The organism is Klebsiella sp. R445 (assembly GCF_051131755.1).
Lineage (GTDB): Bacteria > Pseudomonadota > Gammaproteobacteria > Enterobacterales > Enterobacteriaceae > Klebsiella > Klebsiella lignicola.
On the sequence record NZ_CP180446.1, the window covers coordinates 3,262,790 to 3,282,553 of the forward strand.

Here is a 19,764-nt window from a genome sequence, read left to right on the forward strand (position 1 = left end):
TATTAATTATACATTTAATTAATTTCAAGTGAGTGATGAGATGACGTCTCAAATCACGACCCAACCTGTGCCGTCGATCCGTTTACTGTTCAGCGCGCTGCTGCTGGTGATGCTGCTGTCGGCGCTGGATCAGACCATTGTGTCAACCGCGTTGCCGACGATTGTCGGTGAGCTGGGCGGGCTGGATAAGCTCTCCTGGGTGGTGACCGCCTATATTCTTAGCTCGACGATTGTGGTGCCGCTGTACGGCAAATTTGGCGATCTGTATGGCCGCAAAATCGTGCTGCAGGTGGCGATCGTCCTGTTCCTGGTCGGGTCCGCGCTGTGCGGCGTGGCGCAGAATATGACGCAGCTGGTGCTGATGCGTGCCTTGCAGGGGCTGGGCGGCGGCGGTCTGATGGTGATTAGCATGGCGGCGGTTGCCGACGTGATCCCGCCGGCCAACCGTGGCCGCTATCAGGGGTTGTTCGGCGGCGTGTTCGGCCTGGCCACGGTGATCGGGCCGCTCATCGGCGGGTTCCTGGTGCAGCACGCCTCGTGGCGCTGGATTTTCTACATCAACCTGCCGCTGGGGCTGTTTGCGCTGCTGGTGATCGGCGCGGTGTTCCACAGCAGCAACAAACGTAGCCAGCATCAGGTTGACTGGCTGGGTGCGATTTACCTGAGCATGGCGCTGCTGTGCATCATCCTGTTTACCTCCGAAGGCGGCAGCGTGCGCGCGTGGAACGACCCGCAGCTGTGGTGCATTCTGGCCTTTGGCGTGGTGGGGGTTATCGGCTTTATTTATGAAGAGCGGATTGCCGCAGAACCGATTATTCCGCTCTCCCTGTTCCGTAACCGTAGCTTCCTGCTGTGCAGCATGATTGGTTTTGTTATCGGGATGGCGCTGTTTGGCTCGGTCACCTTCCTGCCGCTCTATCTGCAGGTGGTGAAGGCGGCAACCCCGACCGAAGCCGGGCTGCAGCTGATCCCGCTGATGGGCGGCCTGTTACTGACGTCGATCATCAGCGGGCGCATCATCAGCCGTACCGGGAAATACCGCCTGTTTCCGATTCTCGGGACGCTGTTAGGTATGGTGGGGATGTTGCTGCTGACGCGGATTACGATCCACTCGCCGATGTGGCAGCTGTACCTGTTTACCGGCGTGCTGGGTATGGGACTGGGGCTGGTGATGCAGGTGCTGGTGCTGGCCGTGCAGAACGCGATGCCGGCGCAGATGTACGGCGTGGCGACCTCCGGGGTGACGCTGTTCCGCTCAATTGGCGGCTCCATTGGGGTGGCGTTGTTTGGCGCGGTGTTTACCCATGTGCTGCAAAACAATCTCCAGCGTCTGTTGCCGGAAGGGGCCGAACTGCCGCGGGCGCTGAACCCGGCGGCGGTGCAAAACCTGCCGTCTGAGATCCGTCTCGATTATCTCGACGCGTTTGGCTCGGCGATCCATGCTGCCTTCCTGATGGCGGCCTGCATCATGGCGGTGGCGTTCCTGCTGTCGTGGTTGCTGAAAGAGGTGCCGTTGAAAAAGGCGATGGATTAACCGGTTGCCGCGATCCGTCGCAGCGCCTGACGCAGCGCGGGGGTGGCGAAATCGAGAAATTTCCGCAGCTTCAGGGGCGCCAGTTCACGAGCGGGATACAGCAGATGGACCGGCGCCGCTGGCGGCTCGACGGTTTCCAGTACCAGCCTGAGCTCTCCGCAGGCCAGGCCATCGATGGCCTGATAGTGCAGCAGGCGCGCAACGCCGGCCCCCAGCCGTGCGGCGTCCGCCGCGCTCTCCGGGGTGGTGACGCCGAGCACCGGCTGCAGCACGACCAGCCGGTCTTCCGCCGTCGGCGCGTTAAAGCGCCAGCCGTTATAGGGCATCGGTGATTCAATATGGATCGCCGGGAGCGCGCTCAGCTCGCGGGGGCGCTGCGGCGTCCCGTGCTTTTCCAGCAGCGTCGGATGCGCGCAGGTGACGATGCGCATCTCGCCGAGGCGAATGGCGACCATGCCGCTGTCCGGCAACACGCCGATGCGTACCGCGAGGTCAATGTGATCGTCAATCAGATCGGCATTGCGGTCGCTGAACAGTAAACGGATGCGAATTTGCGGGTAACTGGCCAGAAAAGCGGTAACTATCGGTAAAACGTGCTGTCGGCCAAACATCGTCGGCGCCGCAATCACCAGCTCCCCCTTCGGCTGCTGATATTCTCCAGCCGCCTGGCGCTCAGCCTGCTCCACCTCTTCCAGAATGCGCCGTGCTGCAGCGACATAATCGACCCCGGCATCGGTCAGCGTCAGTTTGCGGGTGGTGCGGATCAGCAGGCGCACCCCGAGCGCGCTTTCCAGTTCGGCGATGTGGCGGCTGACGGTGGTCAGCGGCATATGCAGCGTGCGCGCCGCGGCCGACATACTGCCCAGTTCCGTGACCTTCACCAGCAGTGCCATCGCGCTTAAGCGGTCCATGATTATCCCGTTTATCGGAAAGATGATTCTCAATATACCAGTATTATCATTTATGACGGCAGAGTCCATGATGAGCGCAGTGATACCGGACCCGGAGGCGTTATGTCAGGCGACTTTCTTGATATCGCCATCACACCTGATGTGATGGATGTGCAACATGAAATGGGCAGTGACGGCATGTGGCAGTCTCCGCACCGTCCGCGCCGGGGCGAGCGCTTCTCTGCCAGCGAAGAGGAGATGATTACCACCCGCGACAGTTTTTATCTGGCGACGATCTCCCAGACTGGCTGGCCCTATATCCAGCATCGCGGCGGGCCTGCGGGTTTTCTTCACCTGCTCGATGACACCACCCTGGCGATGGCCGATTTTGGCGGTAACCGGCAGTACATCACCACCGGCAACCTGCGTGGTAGCGACCGGGCCTGCCTGTTTCTGATGGATTACCCGCGGCGTGCGAGGCTCAAAATTTATGCCACCATTGAGGTGCTGGCGAAGGCGGATGCGCCTGAACTGCTGGCGCGGGTGACGCCGGAAAACTATCGGGCCAGAGTCGAACGTATTTATCGCTTTCATCTACAGGCATTCGACTGGAACTGCCCGCAGCATATTACGCCGCGCTACAGCCCGCAGCAGATCGCGGAATACAGCCAGACGCTGCAACAGCGCATCCATGAACTGGAGCAGAAAAACCAACGACTGCAACAACAGTTAACCCTCAAAGGAGAGCCATGATGACCGATCACCGTCCGCCATTACCGCCGTTTACCCGTGAAAGCGCGATGCAAAAGGTGCGCGCCGCCGAAGATGGCTGGAACAGCCGCGATGCGCAAAAAGTGGCGCAGGCCTATACCGTCGACAGTGAGTGGCGCAACCGCAGTGAGTTTGTGCATGGCCGGGCCGAAATCATCGACTTCCTGACGCGAAAATGGGGTAAAGAGCAGGAATATCGCTTAATCAAGGAGCTGTGGGCATGGAGCGATGAGCGTATCGCGGTGCGGTTTGCCTACGAGTGGTGTGATGACAGCGGCCAGTGGTTTCGCTCATACGGTAACGAAAACTGGGCCTTCGATGAGCATGGGTTGATGCATACCCGCTACGCCTGCATTAACGACCTGCCGATTGCGCAGAGCGAGCGCCTGTTCCACTGGCCTCAGGGGCGCCGCCCGGATACGCATCCGGGACTGAGCGAACTGGGGCTGTAGGCAGGCGCGCTTCGGGTTAATCCGCTTTCGGGAAGTCGACGACGGTGTCATTCACCCGGTTCACCATGTTGGTGAACAGAATGGCGCTCACCGCGCTGATGATCTCAATCACCTGCTGGTCGCTGAAGCCGGCGTGGCGCACCGCGCTGACCTCCGCTTCTGGCAGGGTGCCGCGGGTAGTCACCAGGGTCTGGACGAAGGTCACCAGCGTGTTGATGCGGGCATCGTCAGCATAATCACCGTGGCGCAGCGCCTGGATCTGCTCGCGGCTGTAGCCCGCTTTTTTCGCCATCAGGGTGTGTGCCGCCAGGCAATAATCACAGCCGGTGGCTTCGCTCACCGCCAGGTTAATGGCCTCCAGCTCTTTGGCGTTCAGACTGCCTTTGCTCAGCATCGCGTTATGCGCCAGCGCCTGCTGTAATGCCGCCGGCGAATGGCCGCCAATGGTCAGATAGGCGTTCGGGACCTTGCCCATCGCTTTTTTCATCCCGGTAAAAATCTCGGCGGCTTTCCCGGTGACGTCTTGTTCATGAATCTCTGTTAAACGGCTCATAGTGTGCTCCTGTCTGGGTGAGGGTATGTCGTGGCAATGACGTCATCTTAGGGAAGTTCAGCGTGCTAGACTGAGGCTCTGCATCTCATATTTATGTCTTATCGTCTCAGGGAGTGGCATGGACAGTCTCAGTCATCTGTTGGCGCTGCTGGCGCCGCGTTGTGAAGTGAATCTGCACTGCCGGTTTGGCGGCCGCTGGCAGGCCGGGCATGAGCAAATGCGCCGCGGGGTAGTGCCGTGGCACTTTGTCCTGCACGGCGAGGGGCGGCTGACGGTCGGCAAGCAAAGCCGGCATATGCGGGCGGGGGATGTGATCCTCCTGCCGCATGGTTCGCCGCATCTGATGGAGAGCCTGGTGGAGTGGGGCCAGATCCTGCCCGTCGCCCACCGCTTTAACGGCACGGTAACCGAGGTGCGCACCGGCAGCGACCACGATGCGCTGGAGATGCTGTGCGGGGAATTTTACTTCGGGCCACACGTCAGTTGGCTGTTTGCGCAAGAGACCGATCTGATTCACCTGCATACCGACGAACGGGCGGAGTGCCCGGAGCTGGCGCTGCTGCTTGACGTACTGGTGCGCGAAAGCCTGCTGGCGCATCCCGGCGGCGCGGCGATCGTGCGCAGCCTCGGCGATACGCTGCTGGTATTCCTGTTGCGCACGCTGCTGGGCAGCGACACCCCGCCGGAGGGCCTGCTGCGCCTGATGAGTGATGAACGGCTGATACCTGCGGTGCTGGCGGTGCTGGCGGCGCCGGAGCAGGCGTGGACGCTGGAGAGCATGGCCGCCCGCGCGTTTCTGTCGCGCGCCACCTTTGCGCGTCACTTTGCCCGCGCCTATCACCTGACGCCGCAGGCGTGGCTCTCGCAATTGCGGATGGCGATGGCCGCGCGCCTGTTGCGCATTGAGCGGCAGACCAACCTTGAGGTGATTGCCGGGCGCTGCGGATTTCAGTCACAGGCGTCGTTCTCGAAGACCTTTAAGAAGCTGTATGGTGTGACCCCCGGCGAGTGGCGGCGTCGCTAACACCAAAAAAATAGTCGTCTGGTTTTCGGTTGTTGCACCTGCGGCGTACAGGCCAGAATCCGAGCTATCACCACAGCACCGGAGGATCTATGGATTTCACACAACAGCATCACCAGGCCACGCCACTGCTGCTGGCCAACGTCATGGCGCTACCCGATCATGACCAGCTTGCGCAACTGGGCGTGAAGCGTATCTCGATGGGCAATGCGCTGCACGATGCGCAACAAGGGTATCTGTACCGGCTGCTGAAAACCGTCCGGCAGCAACGATCGTTTAAAGAGGTATTTGACCATGCAGGTGACTGATAGCGGGTTATGCGATACCTGGTACGACGCGCTGCTGGCCCGCGACTCCGGCTACGCGGGCGTTTTTTTCGTGGGGGTGAAAACCACCGGCGTGTTTTGCCTGGCGACCTGCCGCGCTCGCAAGCCGAAGCGGGAAAACGTCGAATTCTATCGCGACTTTAAAGCCGCGCTCAGCGCCGGGTTTCGCCCGTGTAAGATCTGCCGACCCACCGAAAACGCCAGCTCCGCACCGCCGATGGTGGAGCAGGTGATGCAGCAGCTGCGGGCCAACCCGAAAGTGCGGATCAGTGATGATCAGCTGCGTCAGCAGCACATCAGCCCCGAGCGGATCCGGCGCTGGTTTACCCATCACTACGGCATGACGTTTCAGGCCTTTCAGCGGATGCTGCGGGTAAATACCGCCCTGCAGGAGCTGAAGGGTGGACGGCGCGCCACCGACGTGGCCTTCGACAGTGGATACGACTCGCTGAGCGGGTTTGGCTACACCTGTAAAAAACTCACCGGCCACGCGCCCAGCGAGGCGGCGCAGGTGATCCTGCTGCACCGCTTTACCACGCCCATTGGCCCGATGTTTGTCTGCGCCAGCGAGCGCGGGGTTTGCCTGCTGGAGTTTGTCGACCGGCGAATGCTGGAGACGGAGTTTCGCGACCTCCAGCGCCTGCTCTCGGCGAGGATTATCGCCGGCGAGAATGACCATACGCGCCAGGCGGTGGTGGAGATCGGCGAATATTTTGCCGGCCAGCGGCGCCATTTTTCCCTGACCCTGGAGACGCCGGGCAGCGATTTCCAGCAGACGGTGTGGCAGCAGCTCCAGGCGGTGGCGTACGGCAACACCGAACATTATCAGGGGCTGGCGCAGCAGATGGGCAACGCCAGCGCGGTACGGGCGGTCGCCAACGCCAACGGCGCCAATCGGGTGGCGATCGTCATTCCCTGTCATCGTATTATCGGCAAAGATGGCTCGCTGACCGGCTACGGCGGTGGGCTGGCGCGCAAGGCGTGGCTGCTGGCGCATGAAGCGAAATATCGCTAGATGATTTTATTTCCTGTTGCTGTTTTGAGTGTTTAAAAACTGGTCTTAAAGCCGTTATAGTTTTCTTCGAAAATAATAATGACTTTCTCATGGACTGACAGGATAACAATGATGAAATTGCGTTTACGGACAGCCGCCGCAGTGATGCTGGCGGGCCTGCTGCTGGTAGGTTGCGACCAAAAAAGCGGTGATGCGAAACACATTAAAGTTGGCGTGATTAACGGCGCCGAACAGGATGTGGCGGAAGTGGCGAAGAAGGTCGCCAAAGAGAAGTTCGGGCTGGACGTTGAACTGGTGGGCTTCAGCGGGTCGCTGCTGCCGAACGAATCGACCAACGCCGGGGATCTGGATGCTAACGTCTTCCAGCACCGACCGTTCCTCGAGCAGGATAATAAAGCGCATAACTATCATCTGGTTGCCGTCGGTAACACCTTCGTGTTCCCGATGGCCGGCTACTCGCGCAAAATAAAATCGGTGGCCGACCTGAAAGACGGGGCGACCATTGCCATTCCCAACGATCCGACCAACCTGGGCCGCGCGTTGCTGCTGTTACAGCAGGAGAAGCTGATTACCCTCAAGGCCGGTACCGGGCTGCTGCCGACGGCGGTTGATATCACAGATAACCCGCATCACCTGAAAATTATGGAGCTGGAAGGCGCGCAACTGCCGCGGGTGATCGACGACCCGAAAGTCGATGTGGCGATCATCAGCACCACTTATCTGCAGCAAACCGGGCTGTCGCCGGTGCGTGACGGGATTTTCATCGAAGATAAAAACTCACCGTACGTGAATATCATCGTGACCCGCGAAGAAAACAAAAACGCCGAAAACGTGAAGGAATTCATCCAGTCCTATCAGTCGCCGGAAGTGGCGAAAGCGGCGGAGACTATCTTTAACGGCGGCGCGGTTCCCGGCTGGTGATCCTCTGCCGGTGATGTAACCCCGCTACGCTAAACGGCCCCGCTGCTGCGCCATCAGATGCAGCAGCGGTACCAGAGAGAGCCCGCCCCCATCCCGACCTACTCCTGATTGCGAGCAAGCCACAGTCAGATGGCAAACGCGCAAAGTTGGCCCAATATCATCGATCATTGCCCGGATGCCCATATTGTACCAGGCTGGTGGGACGTACGATGTTCGCCAGATGACCGTGAAGAGGAGTGAACATCGTGAAAATGACCCACATTCGTAATGCAACGCAACTGATTGAGTATGCAGGTAAAAAATTTCTGATTGACCCGATGCTGGCGGATCAGGGCGCCTGGCCGGGATTTGCCGGCACCGCCCGGGCCGAACGACGTAACCCGCTGGTGGGGCTGCCTGTTTCCGTCGCTACGCTGGTGGATGTCGATGCCGCGATCGTCACCCACACCCACGAGGATCACTGGGACGAGGCGGCGATCGCCGCGATCCCGAAAGCGCTGCCGGTTTTCGTGCAGCATGAAGCCGATGCCGGGCTGCTGCGTGGGCAGGGGTTCAGCGATATTCGTCTGCTGTCTGAGCACAGCGAGTTTGACGGGGTGACGCTGCAGAAAACCACCTCCGGGCAGCACGGTAGCGACCGTACCTATGCGGTACCGGCCATGGCGGAGCGCCTGGGTGAGGCCTGCGGCGTGGTGTTCCGCCATCCGCAGGAGAAAACTCTGTGGCTGGTGGGCGATACCATCTGGCGCCCGGAGATTGAAGCCGACATGCGGCGACTGCACCCTGACGTGGTGGTACTGAATGCCGGATACGCGCATGTGATCGGTTTTGGCCCGATTATCATGGGCAAAGAGGATGTGCTGAAAGCGCATTTCACGTTGCCGGAGGCACACATTGTGGCTATCCATCTCGAAGCGGTTAACCACTGCCTGCTGAGCCGCGAGGAGCTGCGTGAGTATGTGGCTGACAATCAGATTGCCGATGCGGTCAGCATCCCGCAGGATGGGGAAAGTCTTTTCTTTTAACGTATTGCAGGGAACGGAGGGCACCATGAAACTCACCGATGTCGCGATTGTTGCCGTGGATGGCTTTAGCCCTTTCCACTACTCGGTTCCCTGCATGGTGTTTGGCGACAGCGTGTCGGACACCCGGCGTTTCAACCTGCAGATTTGCGCCGAGCAGCCGGGATTGTTGACCGCCCGCGACGGCTTTGCACTGAACGCCAGCGCCGATTTTAAGGCTCTTGAGCAGGCCGATATCGTGGTGGTGCCGTTCTGGGGCGCGGTGCATCAGCGCCCGCCGCAGTCGCTGCTGGACAGCCTGGTGCGGGCCAGAGAGCAGGGGGCGGAGATTGTCGGCCTGTGCCTTGGTGCTTTTGTGTTGGGCTATGCCGGGCTGCTGGATGGTAAACGAGCCGCCACCCACTGGGAATTTGAGCAGGCGTTTCAGCAGCTGTTTCCCCAGGTGCAGCTGGATATTAACGCGCTGTACGTGGATGACCAGCGGATGATTACCTCCGCGGGCACGGCGGCGGCGCTGGACTGCTGCCTGTACATTATCCGCCAGCGTTTTGGTAGCCTGGCGGCGAACCAGATTGCCCGACGGCTGATCGTCCCGCCCCATCGTGAGGGAGGTCAGGCGCAGTTTATTGCCCAGCCGGTGCCGAAAAACACCCGCGATGCGCGGATTAATGGTCTGCTGGAGTATCTCCAGCAGCATATTCACGAACCGCACAACCTCGACACGCTGGCGCAGGTGGTGGCGATGAGCCGCCGGACGCTCACCCGCCATTTTGCCCACGCCACCGGCATGAGCATCGCCGACTGGCTGACCGCCGAGCGTCTGCGGCGCAGCCAGCTTCTGCTTGAAGCGGGAGATATGCCGGTGGAGCAGGTGGCGGAAATGGTGGGCTTCCGTTCCGCCGTTACCTGGCGCCAGCAGTTTAAATCCCGCTTCGGCGTGAGCCCGAGGGAGTGGCGACGCACCTTTCGGCGCGCCCCTTAACCGGCGAGGGTGGCGCTGTCGATCACGAAGCGGTACTTCACGTCCCCTTTGACCATTCTCTCCCAGGCTTCGTTGATCTGATCGCCGCGAATCAGTTCGATATCGGCGACGATGCCGTGTTCAGCGCAGAAGTCGAGCATCTCCTGGGTTTCCGGGATCCCGCCAATCATCGAGCCGGCAATCGCGCGACGGCGGTAGATTAAATTGAAGATTTCCGGTGACGGATGCGGGGTGGCCGGGGCGCCGACCAGGGTCAGCGTGCCGTCGCGCTTGAGCAGCGTGGTGAAGGCATCGAGGTTGTGCGGTGCCGCCACGGTGTTAAGAATAAAATCGAAGCTTTTCAGGTGCGCGGCCATTTCGTCGTCGTTGCGCGAGACCACTACCTCATCGGCACCCAGTTCTTTCGCCGCTTCACGCTTGGATTCCGAGGTGGTAAAGGCCACCACGTGGGCCCCCATGGCGTGGGCCAACTTGATCCCCATATGTCCTAATCCGCCAATACCAACGATACCGACTTTTTTCCCCGGCCCGACGTTCCAGTGGCGCAGCGGAGAATAGGTGGTGATCCCGGCGCAGAGCAGCGGCGCCACGGCGGCAAGTTGGGCTTTCGGATGGCGGACGTGCAGCACATAGCGCTCGTGTACCACCACCTGCTGTGAATAGCCGCCGAGGGTGTGTCCGGGCTCATCGGCCGTCGGGCCGTTGTAGGTCAGCACCATGTGGTCGCAGTAGTTTTCCAGCCCTGCTTCGCACTCTTCACACGCTTTGCAGCTGTCGACCATGCAGCCGACGCCCACCAGGTCGCCGACGCTGAATCCCGAGACCTGATTGCCGATGGCGGTGACCTGGCCGACGATTTCGTGCCCCGGCACGCAAGGGTAGAGCGTGCCGGCCCATTCGGAACGGGCCTGGTGCAGGTCCGAGTGGCAGACGCCGCAGAAATCGATGGCGATCTGCACATCATGAGGGCCTGGGTCGCGGCGTGAGATGGCCATTGCTTTCAGCGGTTGGGTGGCGGAGTACGTACCAATAGCGTTGATCTGCATAGCGAAACCTCTTTCTGAATGTACGAGCTGAAGAAACCGGAGGGGGGAACGAATCGTTGTTGGCAACGGTAAGCGTAGCCTGGTCAGCTCCGGGCGTGGCGCGATTAGCTCAGAGTGTTAAAAAGAAAAAGGGGGCGCCATGACGGATCCCCCGCGTGGCAGGGGATCCGTCATGGCGGAAGGCTTATTCGATTGGCGTCAGGTAATCGAGATCGCATCGTGGCTCATCTTAAAATCCTTCCAGCACGATTTTGCCGACAGCGCGGCCGGTTTCCAGCTGAGCATGGGCTTTTTGCAGGTTGCTGGTGTTAATTGGCCCGTAATGCTCGCCCAGGGTAGTTTTGATGGTCTGGTCGTCAATCAGGCTGGCAACCCGGGTCAGCAACTGGTGTTGGGCGATCATGTCCGGCGTGGTGAACATCGAGCGGGTGAACATAAATTCCCAATGCAGCGAGATGCTTTTGGCCTTCAGCGGCCGGGCGTCGAGGGTTTGCGGATCGTCAATCAGCGCCAGTTTACCCTGCGGCGCGAGGGCGGCGATCAGCTGGGCGTAATGCTGTTCGGTGTTGTTAAGGCTGGCGACGTGGGTAACCGCGGGGATCCCAATCCGCGCCAGCTCTTCGCTCAGCGGCTTGCTGTGATCGATAACATGGTGTGCGCCCGCATCACGTACCCATTTCTGGCTTTCCGGCCGCGAGGCGGTGCCGATCACCGTCATCCCGGTCAGTTTGCTGGCCAGCTGGGTGAGAATCGAACCGACGCCTCCCGCCGCGCCAACAATCAGCAGCGTGTCCCCGCTGTTGCCACCTTCCTGCACGCCGAGCCGGTCAAACAGCAGTTCCCATGCGGTAATGGCGGTCAGCGGCAGGGCGGCGGCAGAGGCGTTATCCAGCGAGCGCGGCTTCAGCGCGACCAGGCGTTCATCGACGAGCTGAAATTCGCTGTTGCTTCCCGCCCGACCCAGTGCCCCGGCGTACCAGACTTCATCCCCCGGCGTGAACAGCGTGACCGCTTCGCCGACCGATTTGACGACCCCGACCGCGTCCCAGCCCAGCACGCGCGGGGTGTCGCCCGTAAACCCGGCGCGGACTTTGGTATCCACCGGGTTGACGGAAATGGCCTTGATTTCGATTAGCAGGTCATGCCCTGCGGCAACCGGCTCCGGTAGCTCAATATCACGTAAAAAGGAGAGGTTGCTGCCGTCTGTAGCGGCACGGGTAATGGCGATCGCTTTCATATTTTCTCCGCAGAAGGAATTGGGTTTATCAATGGCATGCGTCGAGGATAGACCGGTGGGAGAAGGGGAAAAACGCCCCGGCGGCGATAACAGTTATATGCAAAAAGTGAAAATCAGGGGGCGAGGGTGGGTTCAGGTAGAAAGGCGTCATTGAGTTCGTTATACAGGGGCTGTCAGTGAGGGATGTTTTTCGTTTATTTCGAATATTGAAGCTTTCGATTATTTCGAATATACTCGCCAACGTGATCCAGAGGAGTCCAATATATGACCACAATGACGAATATTAGCCTTCCCGATCGCCAGGAAAGCGAACTTGCGCAGCGCGGGCAGCGTGAACTGGCCGCCTATCTTTCTACCGGGCTGGAAACACAGCGTATTGCCATCCTCGGCGAGGACGATAAAGCCCATCCGATCGAACTACCGACCAGCGCGTTGACGCTGCTGATGGATATCCTCGGGGAGCTGGCTTGCGGTAATGCGGTACAGATCGTTCCCGTGCATGCCGAACTGACCACGCAGGAGGCGGCAAATATACTGAATGTCTCCCGCCCGCATATGGTGAAGCTGCTGGAAGCGAGGCAGCTTCCATTTCACAAAACGGGTCGGCATCGCCGGGTGTTGTTCGCCGATCTTATGGCGTATAAAAAACGCAGGGAACAGGAGAGCCTGGACGCGATGCAGTCGCTGGCCGATCAGGCGCAGGATTTAGGGATGTATTAATGCGACATTCACCATACCCGGTGATTTTAGATGCGTGTGTGTTATATCCGGCGCGACTCAGGGATTTGCTGATGCACCTGGGGATTGCCGGGCTCTATCAGCCTAAATGGAGCCATGCTATTCAGGATGAATGGTGCAGGAACCTGATCGCTAATCGGCCAGACATCCCGTCCCAGACGCTTCAGCGGACCGTCAAACTGATGAATTCTGCTTTACCAGATGCCAATGTGACGGGATATAAGGGATTGATAAAGGGCCTGGAAATGCCCGATCCCCACGACAGGCATGTGCTGGCAGCAGCAATAAGAGCCAAAGCTGAAATTATCGTCACGCTGAACCACAAAGACTTTCCGCCAGAAGTACTGCGCCCCTTTGAAATAGAAGCGCTTCACCCTGATGTCTTTATTTCTGATTTATTCGACCTCAATCATGCCCTGGCACTTGAAGCCGTGAGGCGTCAGCGGCAGTCCCTAAAAAATCCACCGATGACGGTAGATGAGTACCTCACGATGCTGTTAAAGCAGGGATTGCCCATGACGGTGAAAGCGCTGATGAATTATCCGTACGCCATTTAAATCGATAAAAACGACTATCAATAACGCATTGATATTTAGATGATTGATTCGTGTGGTGTACGACGGAGGACTAACCAGGGGGAGCAAACTGGCGGAAGATCACAGGAGTTGAACCTGCCCGGGACCGCTGGCGGCCCCAACTGGATTTGAAGTCCAGCCACCTCACCGGAGATGACGATCTTCCGCGCCTCGATTGCTACATGGAGGCGGGGCGCATTATAGCTACTTTCCGCCATTTACCACATACCTAAACGCACTTTTTTACTGTTAAAACTGGACATTACAGAACAGTCTTACATAAACCCTTTCGAAATCCGAGGGTTACACTTTTTCGTCTGCATTCGTCCTACCGCGATCACAGAAAACAAGAAACATAATTTGATAACGAGATATCGCAATTCATCTTACTCAGCGGATCGTTTACAAATTCTGTAACCGGTACCAACCCGTGATACCGTTTGGGGAAGAGTGCGCACATGAAAGAACATATATTGTCCGTCAAAGAGAAGATTGGCTACGGTATGGGTGATGCCGCCAGCCATATCATTTTTGATAACGTCATGTTGTACATGATGTTTTTCTACACCGATATTTTTGGTATTCCCGCTGGTTTTGTTGGCACCATGTTCCTGCTGGCCCGTGCGTTGGACGCGATTTCTGACCCCTGCATGGGGCTGCTCGCCGACCGTACCCGCAGCCGCTGGGGGAAATTCCGCCCGTGGATCCTCTTCGGCGCGATCCCGTTTGGCCTGGTCTGCGTACTGGCCTACAGCTCACCGGACCTCAGCCACAACGGCAAACTAATCTATGCCGCCGTCACCTATACCCTGCTGACCCTGCTCTATACCGTGGTGAATATTCCCTACTGCGCGCTGGGCGGCGTCATTACCGATAACCCCACCCAGCGTATCTCGCTGCAGTCCTGGCGCTTCGTGCTGGCAACGGCGGGCGGCATGCTCTCTACCGTACTGATGATGCCGCTGGTCAACTTTATTGGCGGCGACGACAAAGCGTTTGGCTTCCAGGGCGGCATTGCGGTGCTCTCCGTCATCGCCTTCCTGATGCTGACCTTCTGCTTCTTCACCACTAAAGAGCGCGTGCAGGCACCGCCGAGCACCACCTCCATGCGTGAAGACCTGCGCGACATCTGGCGCAACGACCAGTGGCGTGTGGTTGGCGTGCTGACCATCCTGAATATCCTCGCAGTCTGCGTCCGCGGTGGCGCCATGATGTACTACACCACCTGGATCATGGGCTCAGCGGCGCTGTTTACCGTCTTCCTGACCACCTACTGCGTCGGCAACCTGATTGGCTCGGCGCTGGCAAAACCGCTCACGGACTGGAAATGCAAAGTCAGCGTGTTCTGGTGGACCAACGCGATTCTGGCGGTGCTGAGCGTGGCGATGTTCTTCGTGCCGATCGATGCAGAAATCACCATGTTCGTCTTTATCTTCGCGATTGGCGTTCTGCACCAGCTGGTCACGCCTATTCAGTGGGTGATGATGTCCGACACCGTTGACTACGGCGAATGGTGCAACGGCAAACGGCTGACGGGCATCAGCTTCGCGGGCACCCTGTTTGTACTCAAGCTTGGTCTGGCATTGGGCGGCGCGATGATTGGCTGGATGCTGGCCGGCGGTGGCTATGATGCGGCGGCCAAAACCCAGAATGGTGCGACCATCACTATTATCATCGCGCTCTTTACCCTCGTACCGGCAGTCTGCTATGCGCTGAGCGCGGTTATCGCCAAACGCTACTACACGCTGAAAACGCCGTTCCTGGTAAAAATCATGGCCGAACTGGCCCAGGGCGCACGTCGTAACGAACAAGATTTCGCTTCAGCCCCGATCGGCAAAGAATTGCAAAACTAAGAGCCTGGCGCATTAGGCTATTTTATTTGCCATTTTGGCCCTGGGCAGTGCTCACCATCCTCACGTACTGCGTGTACGTTCCGGTGGTTCCGCGCTGTCCGTGGCCAAACTGGCTGCAACAATGTACGCCTACTGAGATAGGCCCTAAGAGGACGTTTTAATGAAAATCAGTGATGGAAACTGGCTTATTCAACCGGGACTCAATCTGATCCAACCCGTACAGGTCTACGAGGTGGAACAGCAGGGCAATGAGATGGTGGTCTATGCCGCTCCGCGTGACGTCCGAGAGCGCACCTGGCAGCTGGATACTCCGCTGTTTACCCTGCGCTTTTTCTCCCCGCAGGAGGGCATCATCGGCGTGCGGATGGAGCATTTCCAGGGGGCGCTGGATAACGGCCCGCACTATCCGCTGAATGTCCTTCCCGATGTCGACGTTGAGATACAAAACACCGCAGCGTTCGCCGAGCTGAAAAGCGGTAACCTGAGCGTGCGGGTGACCAAAGGGGAGTTCTGGGCGCTGGATTTCTTGCGCAACGGCGTACGCATTACCGGAAGCCAGCTGAAAAACAACGGCTACGTGCAGGATACGAACACCAACCGTAATTACCTGTTTGAACGCCTCGATCTTGGCGTTGGTGAAACCGTTTACGGGCTCGGAGAGCGTTTTACCGCCCTGGTTCGCAACGGACAAACCGTAGAAACCTGGAACGAAGATGGCGGCACCAGTACCGAGCAGTCCTACAAAAATATCCCGTTTTATCTGACCAACCGTGGCTACGGCGTGCTGGTCAACCATCCGCAGCGCGTCTCCTTTGAGGTCGGGTCGGAGAAGGTCTCTAAGGTGCAGTTCAGCGTGGAAGGCGAGTATCTCGAGTATTTCGTTATCGATGGCCCGACGCCGAAAGCGGTGCTCGACCGCTACACCCGCTTTACCGGGCGCCCGGCGCTGCCGCCGGCCTGGTCCTTTGGCCTGTGGCTGACCACCTCGTTCACCACCAACTATGACGAAGCGACGGTGAACAGCTTTATCGACGGAATGGCGGAGCGTAACCTGCCGCTGCACGTGTTCCACTTCGACTGCTTCTGGATGAAAGCCTTCCAGTGGTGCGATTTCGAGTGGGATCCGCTGACTTTCCCGGACCCGGAAGGGATGATCAAACGGCTGAAAGAGAAAGGGCTGAAGGTCTGCGTGTGGATTAATCCCTACATTGGCCAGCGCTCGCCGGTGTTTAAAGAGCTGAAAGAGAAGGGCTATCTGCTCAAGCGCCCGGACGGCTCGCTCTGGCAGTGGGATAAGTGGCAGCCGGGTCTGGCGATCTATGATTTCACTAACCCGGAAGCCTGCCAGTGGTACGCCGATAAGCTGAAAGGCCTGATAGATATCGGCGTTGACTGCTTCAAAACCGACTTTGGCGAGCGTATCCCGACCGACGTGCAGTGGTTCGACGGTGCCGATCCGCAGAAAATGCATAACCACTACGCCTTTATCTACAACGAACTGGTGTGGAACGTGCTGAAAGAGACCGTCGGCGAGCAAGAGGCGGTACTGTTCGCCCGCTCCGCCTCGGTGGGCGCGCAACAGTTCCCGGTGCACTGGGGCGGCGACTGCTACGCCAACTACGAATCGATGGCAGAGAGCCTGCGCGGTGGATTATCGATCGGCATGTCCGGCTTTGGCTTCTGGAGCCACGATATCGGGGGCTTCGAGAACACCGCGCCCGCCCATGTCTACAAGCGCTGGTGCGCGTTCGGTCTGCTCTCCAGCCACAGCCGGCTGCATGGCAGCAAATCCTATCGGGTGCCATGGGCTTATGACGATGAATCCTGCGATGTGGTGCGCCACTTCACGCAGCTGAAATGCCGCATGATGCCGTATCTCTATCGCCAGGCGGCACTGGCCAGCGAGTGCGGGACGCCGATGCTGCGTTCGATGATGCTCGAGTTCCCGGACGACCCGGCCTGCGACTATCTGGATCGTCAGTACATGCTGGGGGATTCGGTCCTGGTGGCACCGGTGTTTAGCGAAGCGGGTGAGGTGCAGTTCTACCTGCCGGAAGGCCGCTGGACGCACCTGTGGCACAACGATGAAGCGCAGGGCAGCCGCTGGCTTAAACAGACTCATGATGTGCTGAGCCTGCCGGTGTACGTGCGCGAGAATACCTTGCTGGCGCTGGGCAATAACAACCAGAAACCGGATTACGCCTGGAACGAAGGCACCGCCTTCCAGCTGTTCCATCTGGCGGACGGTCATCAGGCAGTTTGCCAGCTCCCGGCGGCGGACGGCACGGTGGTCTTCACTCTGCGGGCGAAACGTCAGGGCAACACGATCGCCGTTAGCGGCGACGGTACGGCCAGCAACTGGACGCTTTGCCTGCGTAATATTGCGCAGGTTGCCGGAGTGCAGGGCGGTACGCAAACGGGCAGTGAGCTGGGCGTGGTGGTGGCCGCGCAGGGCAACGCGTTGACCATTATGTTGTGAGTGAATTCGTTAACGCCTGAGGCCCTCTTCGTTGTCGGAGAGGGTTTTTTTATTCCATTTTATCTAAGAAAGTAACGTTTGTTTCATTCCGGTGATTGATCCCACAGACAGTGCCGCCGTTCGGTGATAGCGTACGCTGCCGCTGAGAGGAGCCAGGAATGGATGTAGAAAATATCTTTCGTGACGTGAAGCTGAACAAAACCGAAATGACCGTCCTGCGCTTTATTCAGAACGATCCTGAACAGTGTGTGCGGGAGGGGATCCGCACCGTTGCCGAGCGCTGCTACAGCAATCCTTCGTCGCTGGTGCGCCTGGCAAAGAAGCTCAAGTTCAGCGGCTGGCTGGAGCTGGTCTATTTCATCAAATTCAATATTACGATGCCTAAGCTCGATGTCACCAATGATATCGACTATATGAGCATTCTCCCGGCTGAGCGGGTCACCCCGCTGCTGGAAAGCCTTCAGCAGCATCGTATCCTGATCCACGGCAGCGGCTTTTCGCAGCTGATTGCCCAATATATTTATAATAAGTTTCTGGTGACCGGCGTAAATGCCAGCCTCGCGCTGTGGCCGGATTATGAAATTCTCGAGCAAAAGAACGCCGCCAAATTTGACTCGATCTGGATAATTTCTAAATCAGGACGCAGCAGTTCGGCACTAAATTGGGTGAAGGCGCTGGAGGGCAAGGAGATTAACCTGGTCTGCTTTACCGGCGATTATCAAAGCCCGCTGGCCCAGGCGGCGGATACCGCGTTCATTATCCACGACCCGCAGAAATTTGATGATGATATTTACTGGAGCAACCCGTTTTTCGGCTACTGCATATTAGGTTTTGAGCGCTTTCTGAAGATGTGGTTTATGCAGATGGGGATCCCCGGAGGCGGCGCTTAACGCGCCTGTCCGGGCTACAAGGTCACAACATAGTGCTGAGCCGGTAGCCCGGTCAGCGCAGCGCCACCGGGAGGGGGCGTTATTGCCAGTCGGCAAACAGCTTATCGTCGAGGTAGGCGTTAGCCAGCTTCTGCGCCAGCGACCAGGAACCGACCAGCGGATGAGCCATCAGCGCCCGGATCGCCAGCGATTTATCCCGCTGCAGAATTGCCGCCACCGCCAGACGTTCATACTCTTTGACGCTGGCGATCATGTTCTTCTGCGCCGTTGGCACCTGTGCTGGGGTGACCGGCTTCAGACCCTCTCTGCTCAGATCGCAGCTGATCTCAATGACGTCATCAGGGCGTAAAAAATCGAGGGTGTTGTTGTTGGATATCGATACGACAATACGCTTGGTGGTGGTGCTGTTGACCGCCTCCAGTATATCCAGCGCCACGCCCGCGTAGCCGCCGGTATCCGGCTCTTCGATAAACTGCTGCAGGGTGAGCGGTTCGCGGGTATGGAATTTCTCCTGCTGGGACTCATTTTGCATATAGCTATTTTCCCGGCGCAGGTAGTGCTTCATCCAGATATTAAACGCCGCTTCCGGGTTGGTATGGACATCCACGGTGTGCAGCTCATCGCGCATATCGCGGTTGATGCGGGCGATCTGCTCGCCGCGGGTTTCCGGCGCGTCCTGAATCGCCTTTAATGCCACTTCGCGGTAGTAGTAGTAATAGAGATATTCGTTCAGCAGCTGGTTATCACACAGCGCAACCAGCTCCGGCGAGAAATACTGCATCGCCGTTTTACGGTACAGGTCCGGGCTGGCGATCAGTCGTTCGGTCACGTCTTCCCCGCGCACCGTGAAGTGGGTAAACCAGGAGAAATGGTTCAGGCCATAGCACTCGACGCCAAGGTCACGTTCGTCGCAGCCCAGAATCTCCGGCAGCTCGCGGATCAGCTCCGATGGCGCATCGCAGATACCGTACACGCGGCGCTTAAAGCCTGACTTGATAATCGCTTCGGTCACCAGCCCTGACGGATTGGTGAAGTTAAACAGAATCGCATCGTCGGCGGCGTGCTCTTCGATCAGGCGGCAGTAGTCAAGAATCGCCGGTATCGAACGCATCGCCATGGCAAAACCGCCGGCACCGGTGGTCTCCTGGCCCAACGTATTATGCTCCAGCGCAATACGCTCATCGCGAATACGGCTCTCATCGCCGCCCACCCGCAGGGTGGTAATGACGTAGTTAGTATCGGTCAGCGCCGCGACCGGATCGCGGGTAATACTAAAATGAATATCCGGGCGGATAGCCTGAAACACATAGCGGGCGATCTCACCAAAGATGGCCAGGTTATCTGCGGAGCTGTCGAGAAATACCACTTCCGTTAAACCAATGCGGTGCGCGTTATAAGCCAGTGACTTTGCCAGGAACGCAGAGCGAACGCCGCCCCCGCCTAATACGGTTAATTTCAT

At 58.5% G+C, this 19,764-nt stretch carries 19 protein-coding genes and 1 tRNA gene; 14 read left to right on the forward strand and 6 right to left on the reverse strand.

Features of this window, described 5'->3' with window-relative positions; all coding sequences use genetic code 11:
* Window positions 1–40: 40 nt before the first annotated feature.
* A complete protein-coding gene (locus tag ACMYSN_RS15240; RefSeq protein WP_462495363.1) occupies window positions 41–1,534 on the forward strand; it encodes an MDR family MFS transporter in 1,494 nt (497 codons plus the stop codon).
* On the opposite strand, the gene ACMYSN_RS15245 is transcribed toward ACMYSN_RS15240, so the two are convergent.
* A complete protein-coding gene (locus ACMYSN_RS15245; protein WP_462495364.1) occupies window positions 1,531–2,445 on the reverse strand; it encodes a LysR family transcriptional regulator in 915 nt (304 codons plus the stop codon). The two genes, ACMYSN_RS15240 and ACMYSN_RS15245, sit on opposite strands and share 4 nt — an antisense overlap.
* A 102-nt stretch (window positions 2,446–2,547) precedes the next feature.
* Here ACMYSN_RS15245 and ACMYSN_RS15250 point away from each other — a divergent pair, with 102 nt between their 5' ends.
* Complete coding sequence (locus ACMYSN_RS15250) at window positions 2,548–3,177, forward strand: pyridoxamine 5'-phosphate oxidase family protein (protein WP_462495365.1); 630 nt, start codon at window positions 2,548–2,550, stop codon at window positions 3,175–3,177.
* Complete coding sequence (locus ACMYSN_RS15255) at window positions 3,177–3,647, forward strand: nuclear transport factor 2 family protein (RefSeq protein ID WP_462498268.1); 471 nt, start codon at window positions 3,177–3,179, stop codon at window positions 3,645–3,647. The genes ACMYSN_RS15250 and ACMYSN_RS15255 overlap by 1 nt, the downstream gene beginning before the upstream one ends.
* A gap of 16 nt (window positions 3,648–3,663) precedes the next feature.
* Here ACMYSN_RS15255 and ACMYSN_RS15260 read toward each other — a convergent pair whose 3' ends face one another.
* Window positions 3,664–4,200 carry a carboxymuconolactone decarboxylase family protein gene (locus ACMYSN_RS15260; protein WP_462495366.1) on the reverse strand — a complete coding sequence of 179 codons (537 nt, stop codon included), beginning with the start codon at window positions 4,198–4,200 and terminating at the stop codon, window positions 3,664–3,666.
* 118 nt (window positions 4,201–4,318) lie between these two features.
* Here ACMYSN_RS15260 and ACMYSN_RS15265 point away from each other — a divergent pair, with 118 nt between their 5' ends.
* From ACMYSN_RS15265 to ACMYSN_RS15290, 6 genes are all read left to right on the forward strand, one after another.
* Complete coding sequence (locus ACMYSN_RS15265; RefSeq protein ID WP_462495367.1) at window positions 4,319–5,224, forward strand: helix-turn-helix transcriptional regulator; 906 nt, start codon at window positions 4,319–4,321, stop codon at window positions 5,222–5,224.
* An 89-nt stretch (window positions 5,225–5,313) separates the two neighbouring features.
* A complete protein-coding gene (locus ACMYSN_RS15270; protein ID WP_462495368.1) occupies window positions 5,314–5,529 on the forward strand; it encodes a hypothetical protein in 216 nt (71 codons plus the stop codon).
* Window positions 5,516–6,562, forward strand: a complete 1,047-nt coding sequence (locus ACMYSN_RS15275; RefSeq protein WP_462495369.1) for a bifunctional transcriptional activator/DNA repair enzyme AdaA — start codon at window positions 5,516–5,518, stop codon at window positions 6,560–6,562. The genes ACMYSN_RS15270 and ACMYSN_RS15275 overlap by 14 nt, the downstream gene beginning before the upstream one ends.
* 111 nt (window positions 6,563–6,673) lie before the next feature.
* The gene (gene nlpA, locus ACMYSN_RS15280; protein WP_462498269.1) at window positions 6,674–7,483 is read left to right on the forward strand and encodes a lipoprotein NlpA; all 810 of its coding nucleotides are present in this window, start codon (window positions 6,674–6,676) and stop codon (window positions 7,481–7,483) included.
* 245 nt (window positions 7,484–7,728) lie between these two features.
* Window positions 7,729–8,508, forward strand: a complete 780-nt coding sequence (locus tag ACMYSN_RS15285) for an MBL fold metallo-hydrolase (protein ID WP_462495370.1) — start codon at window positions 7,729–7,731, stop codon at window positions 8,506–8,508.
* Window positions 8,509–8,533: 25 nt separating this feature from the next.
* Window positions 8,534–9,487 carry a GlxA family transcriptional regulator gene (locus ACMYSN_RS15290; RefSeq protein ID WP_462495371.1) on the forward strand — a complete coding sequence of 318 codons (954 nt, stop codon included), beginning with the start codon at window positions 8,534–8,536 and terminating at the stop codon, window positions 9,485–9,487.
* Here ACMYSN_RS15290 and ACMYSN_RS15295 read toward each other — a convergent pair.
* The gene (locus ACMYSN_RS15295) at window positions 9,484–10,533 is read right to left on the reverse strand and encodes an NAD(P)-dependent alcohol dehydrogenase (protein WP_462495372.1); all 1,050 of its coding nucleotides are present in this window, start codon (window positions 10,531–10,533) and stop codon (window positions 9,484–9,486) included. The two genes, ACMYSN_RS15290 and ACMYSN_RS15295, sit on opposite strands and share 4 nt — an antisense overlap.
* Before the next feature lie 229 nt (window positions 10,534–10,762).
* Window positions 10,763–11,770, reverse strand: a complete 1,008-nt coding sequence (locus ACMYSN_RS15300) for a zinc-binding alcohol dehydrogenase family protein (protein ID WP_462495373.1) — start codon at window positions 11,768–11,770, stop codon at window positions 10,763–10,765.
* 264 nt (window positions 11,771–12,034) lie between these two features.
* Here ACMYSN_RS15300 and ACMYSN_RS15305 point away from each other — a divergent pair, with 264 nt between their 5' ends.
* Window positions 12,035–12,490, forward strand: a complete 456-nt coding sequence (locus ACMYSN_RS15305; RefSeq protein ID WP_462495374.1) for a helix-turn-helix domain-containing protein — start codon at window positions 12,035–12,037, stop codon at window positions 12,488–12,490.
* On the forward strand, window positions 12,490–13,065 hold the full coding sequence (locus ACMYSN_RS15310; protein WP_462495375.1) for a PIN domain-containing protein: 576 nt from the start codon (window positions 12,490–12,492) through the stop codon (window positions 13,063–13,065). The genes ACMYSN_RS15305 and ACMYSN_RS15310 overlap by 1 nt, the downstream gene beginning before the upstream one ends.
* 89 nt (window positions 13,066–13,154) lie before the next feature.
* On the opposite strand, the gene ACMYSN_RS15315 is transcribed toward ACMYSN_RS15310, so the two are convergent.
* Window positions 13,155–13,249: transfer RNA gene (locus tag ACMYSN_RS15315), tRNA-Sec, on the reverse strand.
* 292 nt (window positions 13,250–13,541) lie between these two features.
* On the opposite strand from ACMYSN_RS15315, the gene ACMYSN_RS15320 reads away from it, so the two are divergent.
* The 3 genes from ACMYSN_RS15320 (at window position 13,542) to ACMYSN_RS15330 (ending at window position 18,305) form a co-directional block, all read left to right on the forward strand.
* The gene (locus ACMYSN_RS15320; RefSeq protein ID WP_123757078.1) at window positions 13,542–14,936 is read left to right on the forward strand and encodes a glycoside-pentoside-hexuronide family transporter; all 1,395 of its coding nucleotides are present in this window, start codon (window positions 13,542–13,544) and stop codon (window positions 14,934–14,936) included.
* A gap of 160 nt (window positions 14,937–15,096) precedes the next feature.
* Window positions 15,097–17,415, forward strand: coding sequence for an alpha-xylosidase (yicI, locus tag ACMYSN_RS15325; protein WP_462495376.1), 2,319 nt, complete (start codon window positions 15,097–15,099; stop codon window positions 17,413–17,415).
* 158 nt (window positions 17,416–17,573) lie between these two features.
* Entirely contained in the window at window positions 17,574–18,305 is a 732-nt protein-coding gene (locus ACMYSN_RS15330; protein ID WP_462495377.1) for a MurR/RpiR family transcriptional regulator, read from the forward strand.
* A gap of 79 nt (window positions 18,306–18,384) precedes the next feature.
* Here the strand turns inward: ACMYSN_RS15330 and ACMYSN_RS15335 are convergent, their stop codons facing one another.
* Window positions 18,385–19,764 (reverse strand): family 4 glycosyl hydrolase, encoded by a 1,380-nt coding sequence (locus ACMYSN_RS15335; RefSeq protein WP_462495378.1) that lies wholly within the window; start codon window positions 19,762–19,764, stop codon window positions 18,385–18,387.